The following is a 7,118-nucleotide window of genomic DNA, read 5'->3' as shown; positions in this document are numbered from 1 at the left end:
GTTGGGTGGAAAGACAGGAACCGGACAGGAAAAGACAGGAAGAAGTCTCTATGCGTAACAAGTCTCAAAATGAATTTATATTATTGAATTAGAATGATTTTTACCGACTTGTGTCGACAAGGCTCTTCTTTCTAGTTCAATAAATAAAGGAAAGTTTCTATGAACCAATCTAAAGGTAGTACAGTGAATGCAGAAGCTGATGCATCTAAAGACACGCCAAAACACAATCCATTCTCGAACATCCTCAAATCAGGGGAAGCAGACAAACTAGGTTCAAAATCTCAAGGGACAGTTCTCTACGAGATTGCTCAAAATATTGAGGATAAACACCTCTACTTCCGGATTGCTGGGCAGACAGGAGGGGCAGGGTTACATTCAAAACAATGGGTTCCATGCTCTAAGTTATTCGAGGTTATCGAATCTCAGGGTGATAAACCATGGAAAAGTCAGGTCTACAAATCCCTCTATTCTTCTGGTTCAGCCAACAATCAGGGCTTCTGTGCCGCTATCGTTCGTGGCCTAGGTTTAGCCGTGAAAGCTGAGTCTTCTATTTACTTACATGTCGTTTCAGAGAAATACCAAGATAGAAAAAAGGAGCTTCTCGCACTGTCAAAATCAAGGGCTAAATAGTGTGTAAAAACCTTGTCGTCGTCGACGTAATGACGACGCTGTCGATAAACCTACTCATGAACAAGTCGCTAGGTAGGTTTCAACATCTCTAACCAAGGCTTGTTTTACCCATGATGGAGAAATTACATCGATATCAGGTAGCCAAGATTTGAGGACTGGCATTAATGCGTGAATATCTGATGTCTCAATGCTTATAAGTGTCGAGCCATAACCCAACTCTTTCAGCACCTGAATTGCCATAGGTTGTTCTGACCTCTGGTAATCATCAATTCGACTAGAACCTACCTGTGCGATGACCTCTACAATACCCTGAGTATTCCAGTGTAATTCTTCTCTGATTAGTTTCTCGTTGAAGCTAGGGGAGGGAGTGTAAATATCATCGTGTTGAACTAACTCTGTAATCTCCGATACTCGAAACGAATATGACTGGTTCCTAAGTACTGAAACCAAATGCCAAATCCCATGTTCGTTAATGAGTTGGTAAGGCTCAATCCGATGATAACGACGACGCTGACACGTTAAGGTTAGAGTGTTTCGCTGATGAATAGCGTTCGCAATGACACGTAATGTTGTCTGAAAGTGACTGGAATCTTCGATAGGTAAATGACGGAACAGAATAGATTGTGTCTTATGGCTTAGTGCCTGAGTCATGACTGCTCTATCTGGAAACAACTTATCTACTCCCATACTCGATAGGGAGTTCAGAGCTAAATGAGCTTTAGGGTTACGATGATCTAATTGCTTTAAGAAGTAATATCCATCCTCTCTTACGATAGGTAGAAATGCCAGTCGACTGAAATCTCGAAGTACAGTTCGTTCATGTACTCCAAATTCCTGCTGTAAGTCGATAAGGCTCAGTTTCTCTCCTGAATGTAATCGGGAAAGTATCTGACTCAATCGGTAGGCTAACTTCTCACTCTTATTCATATCACCAATGATGTACTGATTCGCTGACAGGTAGTGTCAGTCATCATTATTTCCCGATAGTCATGAGTAAGTGACCGATTTTGTTATAGGTTTCATAGCCTACGAAACCTAAGCCCTGCCGTTATTCCTCAAATTAATTTTACCAACTGACACCACCTGTCAGTCCACACCTTCAAACTAATCAACAGATGTCTTCTTAGAAAGAGGGCATGCAATCTTCAAGGAAAAAACAAAAATGAAAACATCAATCATCCTGCTAGGTCTAACTTCGCTTTTCGCATCTTCAGTATTCGCAGGTGGCACGTTCGGTGGTAATCCGGGCGATATCTCGAAAATGAAAGAGCTGCTAGAGCCTCAATGGAATGGCAAGGCAGGTATTCAGAATACAGCGTCTTACGGTGTCATCGTGCAATGGAAAGCGGATGTCTGTGGAACCATGAATGGTCATGTCACTGATACGGCGAAATGCGGCCCAGATACCCAGAAAGGTAAAGCACAATAAATTTTGTTGCGGAGCTTGGCTCACGATATCTCAGTTTCGAAATTGGAACTCTCTAGGCTGAGGTATCAATGAGCTCCGCAACACTCAATCAACCAACAACAAGGAGCCTTAACATGGCGATTAAATCAATTACAACACTAGTTACAACCTGTCCTGCATGTGGTGAACGTGCTTATGATGATGGCAGCTGTCAGGTGTGCGGTCACTCTCACTAAAGCGGCATTAACAAAAACTCCAAAGGGTCATGTTCTTCATTGAGCATGGCCCTTTTTCATATATATATAAAGAGGTAGGGAAGTATGCAAAGTAAAACATTCTCACAATCATCATCCCAATCAAAAAAGAACACTGCTATCCGTGGCGCTCAAGTCGGTGCTGCCATTGGTGCTAGGTATGGTCCATACCCATATTCCGTATTAATTGGGGGAATCGTTGGGTACGTAATTGGTGTCGTCGCCGACGAAGTTATTGAGGATTGACGGGCAAGTGTTATGAGAGCAGGGGATAACCTCTGCTTTTTTTGTCGACGACGCAGATGGTCGGTGTTGAAACCTCCTAGCCATATTAAGCTGTGCTGTGCCATTCAGATAGACAGTTATATATAGATATTAGTTTGCGTATAGGCTGCGATACTACTCATTAATATATTTAAGTATAATCAAATAATAAGCCACTTATCGAATATGCTCGCACAATGATAAATAACTATACAATTAGCCCTGACGATCCCGACTTAAATGCATATGAAAAGTACATTGCTGATTTTCATCAACAGCTCTCTTACCTAAATATTGGTGAAGAACCTAGTTACGAAAATGCTGACTTTTTCGAGGAAGCAATAACCGTTGAATACCTTCCTGGAAATGATGATGGGTACTGCGTGTTCGCGGCAAGTCTCTTCAGCGAAGACCTCCTTAATAGTTACAAGCTTGATGCTCATTTAATGTTGCAAAAATCTTACGGTAAAAAAGCGGATAAAACTGTTGATTCAATCAAGAATGATTTTTTGCGTATTGAAGATAAACCTAGCTTGATAGCTGAGTTGAAAGGTTTGAGTAAACGATGCTGCCAATTGTGGGATTACATAATTTATAAACACTTATCTGATCCTTTAGCCAAGATAACAGAAGACGATGTCAGTATGCTCATCGAGCAATCAGATCAAATTGGTGATGAACTTATTAAACTGTCTCTTTGTGAGGATATGGAACTAGGTGGGACTAAGGCGCTAAGTAACGGAGCAAAGTATGATTGGCTAGCTAAAGCGGCATTGCAACTCTACGAAGGAGAACTGCCGTTATATGCACAATTATTTACTCAAGTGTGCGTTAATAAATTAGGTAATGAACTAGTTGAGTATAACCACGATATTATTAAGGTTGTTGACTTGATTCTGACTCATCGCCTAGCGTTAAAATCAGATTTCGCTGCTGGCAGAAAGAAGGTTAGAAAAGAAATGCTACAACTGCCAGCAGAGTATATTTACGTCAGACTCAATGGCAATCTCAAAGCAGACAGTACAAAAGCGGCTTATCGTTGGCTATTTATCAAGGCGTGGGCCTATTCTTATTTAAAGGTAAACCCAATGAGTCTTTCAGATTTAGCCCGTGTCATTGCGAAAGATGACCGTTTTTTCTATCGAGATAGCATGCATTTGCTTAGCTACTGTAAAAGTGAAGCTGAAAGAAATGACCTAATAGATAAGCGTTTTTTGGATTTAAAAAATGAACTATCCAAGTGGAATAAGAATGAAGACAGTGAAGGGTTCATTAATGGCAAATTGATAGCAATGAGTCAACGTGGCAGTTAGTACGTATAAAAATTGATACTGAATTGAAAGGGAGAAGCTTAACGGCTTCTCTTTTTTTTTTGCTCTCCATAAGCCGGAGCAGAGATGACAGCCGGATTGGTTGAATTAAAGGATACTGCATTTGTCAGCGGAAAAGCTGAAATAACGAAAGGCTGATAGGCAATAGCTGGACCACAGATGACAGCTTAAATAACCCATTTGGGTTGTAATTACATCTGTCGACAAGTGACGCACTACATGCACTGAATCGTTCACAGCATGAATAAAAATCAATCAAAAGGATAAGCAAAATGTCATTACTTAATAAATCCATAAAGAAAGCGCTAGCAATTAAATCAATCACTGAGCAGTCGCGCTTGTTCCTATGGAAGAGGACAAACGTAAGCCCGAAGGTTTACTAAAACAGGAGTTAGAAGCAGCATTACCTGAAATTTTTGGTTCACTGTTGACGTTGGCGTCGAAAACATTGGTTGAAGAGGAAAGTGCTAAAGTGAAGTATCCGGCTCGTATGATGGACTTTGCAAAGTGGCTTGCTGCGATTGAGAAAGTGCTGGGGTTAGGTGAGGGCAAGTTACAGAAAGCCTATAAGCTGAATGTGAGAAATATCATGGCCTCAGGTACAGAAGATGACAGCCTTACGGTTGCTATGCAAAAGCTCATCAAATCAGCAGCGAACGATAAGATTTGGAAAGCAACTCCATCTCGCTTATTGGAAACATTGCAGCATCATGAAAACCCGATGTACTTACCACGAGGCGCTGCTGCACTAACGAGCAAGCTTAAAGCTCAAGAAAGCAGTCTTAATGCCAACGGAATTTATTTTAAGATAGGTCGAGATACCGAGCGTTATGTAATGGTGTCAGGTAAGCCTCTAGTTGCTTAATCGTAACCCTGAAAATTATATTGATTGAAGCCCATTCTAATGCTGAGTGGGCTTTTTTGTATCTGAATCGTGAGAGGTTTTTCCTGTCGACAACGACATGATTTATCAAATGATTTTTTATAACACTTAATTCATATGTTGGATTGCTGTCACGTATTGGTTGTGTGTACGGTTGTATATTGGTTTTTTTAATCAATATAGAGGTAATTATGGCAAGATATTATGTTAATAAAAATCAGCAAGCTAATGGCGACCATGAGGTTCATAAACTCGGTTGTTCTCGTATGCCATTGGAGCACAATAGGCATTATTTGGGTGACTTTGTTTCGTGCAGTCCTGCAGTACAAGCTGCCAAAAGGGTTTACCCAAAATCAAATGGTTGCTTTTATTGCTCGAACGCATGTCATACGAGTTAGCAAGTGCTATAAATAGGTAGTTTTAGGGATCAAGATAAAGATCCCTTTAAAGGAGTTTCTATTAATTTACTACTCTTAGGGTTGGTTGAGTTGTATTACTTGAAATAGAAGCTTTTTGACTTTTAACTTTTGAGACAACCGTCTGAAGCATAAAAAATGGATTGTTGAATGTTAGAGCTGAGAGTTCATCCTGAGGCAGCTTTAGTTCACTCAATATTTCGTTGCGCGATACATTCTTTTCTCTCAATTTATTGAAAACCTTTTGAAGTACCAGAGAGGTTTCCCTGCTTTCTAGACCTTCGGGCTCGGATTTTCTCCCGTAAGAATTTGATAACTCGATATTTAGTTGACGATAATGCCATTCAGAAGATAGCCCCAAGTCGAAAGTTCTTCGAATGAGAGCTGCTAATGAAACCTTCCAATGCTTTTTTAACTTTAAAAGTTGGCTTAGCGAAGGGTATGAAGGGACTTTTGCCAGAATGCTTCCCTTAGGCATTAGAAATGCTGATGCGAATCGATCAGCTTGTTCTTCAGCTTGGCGTCCATTATTAGATGCATGCTTGTGTAGCACTAAATGCCCTAGCTCATGGGCTGCATCGAAACGACTGCGTTCTGGGGTTTTCATAGTATTAAGAAAGACAAAAGGCTTTTCGTCTAACCAAAATGAGAAAGCATCTACCTCGACACAGTTTTCTGTTAGAGAAAATACGCGAACTCCTTTCGACTCTAATAGGTGAATTATATTGGAAATCGATAGTTCACCTAACCCCCAATGTTCACGTAACAATTGGGCTGCGCTTTCTGGATCAGCAAAATCTTCGTTACTGCAATCTAAAATATCATGTTGCTTCAAATTGAACCGACTTTCTAACCATGTGTTAAATTCAACAGCTAATGTACCCGCACTTAGGGCTGCATCCCTTTTAGATGCACTCAGTTTTGTCATAGCGCGAAAGCTTACGCCTTCTTTTACTATTTGTTCAGGATTATCAGCATAGAAGAATTCAATAGGGTAATTGAGAATGTCTGCTATTCGATTTACTAAAGTTGAGTCTGTTGTATCTAGAAGGCCACTGTTTTCATATGTAGAAAGTGTTCTCGTTGTGATCCCTGTGAATTCGGCTAACGCCTTTTTTGTTAATCCTCTTCTTTCTCTAGCAATTTTTAGTCTTAATGAGTTAAACATTGTCGTTACTTACTTCTTCGATATCAAAGTCAATTTCATCATTAAAATCAACCTGTGAATCAACGATGTCTTCGTTGTCCATGTCAATAATTATACGGTTTTCAAGATCAAATCCTGTCACGTAACCTCTCTTATTATAGGATACAGGTCTTACTAATTCAGCGGAAATCTTATTGTTATTTTTATCAAAATAATGAAGGAGGAACCAAACTTCACTATTTAGCTTATTATTTGGATTTGATTCAGGGAGTGTTTCTGGAAACAGATCATAGTTGAGACTTTCTTCGAACTTAAGGTTTAGTAGGTCAAGAGTAAAATCACCTTTGTCTGTAACAGATTGAGGGAAGCCTGCTGAGTTTCCTGTTTGATCACACGCACTGCAAAGGTAGATTGCAATCCCTTGCTCTTGATTGATAGTCAGCTCAACATTCCGAATTGATTCCCTAACATATCCATATGGTTTTAGCAGTTCGCGCAGAGCACGAATTGTATCCCCATAAAAATATTGGCCACCACTGGTAAGTGGGTTGTTTTCAGTCATTCTTTTTCGGGCACTTAAACCACGTAGCAAAGCTTCCTTTATGTGTGGGATGTTAGCTATTAAGTGCGATCGATTAGTATTTTCGACTTCAAGGGTCTGTTCGTTTTGAATGTTATTAGATAGCGCTGAGTTCATATCGTTTCCTTTAATCTCATTTCCTATATTATAACCTCGATCGAGGTTGTAAAACAAGAAATGAAGTAATCCTGTCTTTCCACCCAAC

Annotated in this window: 8 protein-coding genes; 5 read left to right on the top strand and 3 right to left on the bottom strand. The window is 40.0% G+C overall.

Features of this window, described 5'->3' with window-relative positions; all coding sequences use genetic code 11:
• The first annotated feature begins 159 nt into the window (after nucleotides 1-159).
• Nucleotides 160-630: a hypothetical protein gene (locus AB4517_RS10085; RefSeq protein ID WP_108118182.1), complete on the top strand. Its 471-nt coding sequence runs from the start codon at nucleotides 160-162 to the stop codon at nucleotides 628-630.
• A gap of 54 nt (nucleotides 631-684) precedes the next feature.
• On the opposite strand, the gene AB4517_RS10080 is transcribed toward AB4517_RS10085, so the two are convergent.
• Nucleotides 685-1,557 carry a YafY family protein gene (locus AB4517_RS10080; RefSeq protein WP_017102550.1) on the bottom strand — a complete coding sequence of 291 codons (873 nt, stop codon included), beginning with the start codon at nucleotides 1,555-1,557 and terminating at the stop codon, nucleotides 685-687.
• A 235-nt stretch (nucleotides 1,558-1,792) separates the two neighbouring features.
• On the opposite strand from AB4517_RS10080, the gene AB4517_RS10075 reads away from it, so the two are divergent.
• The 4 genes from AB4517_RS10075 (at nucleotide 1,793) to AB4517_RS10060 (ending at nucleotide 4,752) form a co-directional block, all read left to right on the top strand.
• Nucleotides 1,793-2,059 (top strand): hypothetical protein, encoded by a 267-nt coding sequence (locus AB4517_RS10075; RefSeq protein ID WP_017102551.1) that lies wholly within the window; start codon nucleotides 1,793-1,795, stop codon nucleotides 2,057-2,059.
• A 299-nt stretch (nucleotides 2,060-2,358) separates the two neighbouring features.
• Nucleotides 2,359-2,538, top strand: coding sequence for a hypothetical protein (locus AB4517_RS10070; RefSeq protein WP_017102552.1), 180 nt, complete (start codon nucleotides 2,359-2,361; stop codon nucleotides 2,536-2,538).
• 215 nt (nucleotides 2,539-2,753) lie between these two features.
• Nucleotides 2,754-3,869 (top strand): hypothetical protein, encoded by a 1,116-nt coding sequence (locus AB4517_RS10065; RefSeq protein WP_108118181.1) that lies wholly within the window; start codon nucleotides 2,754-2,756, stop codon nucleotides 3,867-3,869.
• Between the two features lie 364 nt (nucleotides 3,870-4,233).
• Nucleotides 4,234-4,752: a hypothetical protein gene (locus AB4517_RS10060; RefSeq protein ID WP_372148283.1), complete on the top strand. Its 519-nt coding sequence runs from the start codon at nucleotides 4,234-4,236 to the stop codon at nucleotides 4,750-4,752.
• Nucleotides 4,753-5,229: 477 nt separating this feature from the next.
• On the opposite strand, the gene AB4517_RS10055 is transcribed toward AB4517_RS10060, so the two are convergent.
• The gene (locus tag AB4517_RS10055) at nucleotides 5,230-6,354 is read right to left on the bottom strand and encodes an ImmA/IrrE family metallo-endopeptidase (protein WP_017087021.1); all 1,125 of its coding nucleotides are present in this window, start codon (nucleotides 6,352-6,354) and stop codon (nucleotides 5,230-5,232) included.
• Nucleotides 6,347-7,118: hypothetical protein (locus AB4517_RS10050; protein WP_372148282.1), on the bottom strand; the 772-nt coding region annotated here is incomplete at its 5' end. The genes AB4517_RS10055 and AB4517_RS10050, both read right to left, overlap by 8 nt.

This window comes from Vibrio sp. 10N.222.52.C3, from assembly GCF_041474195.1.
GTDB lineage: Bacteria > Pseudomonadota > Gammaproteobacteria > Enterobacterales > Vibrionaceae > Vibrio > Vibrio crassostreae_C.
The sequence above is the reverse complement of the archived record's forward strand: the minus strand, read 5'-3'. Positions and strand labels throughout refer to the sequence as shown.

Bases quoted from the DNA above. Each gene is read 5' to 3' on its own strand.
- AB4517_RS10075 (WP_017102551.1), top strand. From the start codon at position 1,793: ATGAAAACATCAATCATCCTGCTAGGTCTAACTTCGCTTTTCGCATCT.
- AB4517_RS10080 (WP_017102550.1), bottom strand. From the start codon at position 1,557: ATGAATAAGAGTGAGAAGTTAGCCTACCGATTGAGTCAGATACTTTCC.
- AB4517_RS10070 (WP_017102552.1), top strand. From the start codon at position 2,359: ATGCAAAGTAAAACATTCTCACAATCATCATCCCAATCAAAAAAGAAC.
- AB4517_RS10055 (WP_017087021.1), bottom strand. From the start codon at position 6,354: ATGTTTAACTCATTAAGACTAAAAATTGCTAGAGAAAGAAGAGGATTA.
- AB4517_RS10065 (WP_108118181.1), top strand. From the start codon at position 2,754: ATGATAAATAACTATACAATTAGCCCTGACGATCCCGACTTAAATGCA.
- AB4517_RS10085 (WP_108118182.1), top strand. From the start codon at position 160: ATGAACCAATCTAAAGGTAGTACAGTGAATGCAGAAGCTGATGCATCT.
- AB4517_RS10060 (WP_372148283.1), top strand. From the start codon at position 4,234: ATGGAAGAGGACAAACGTAAGCCCGAAGGTTTACTAAAACAGGAGTTA.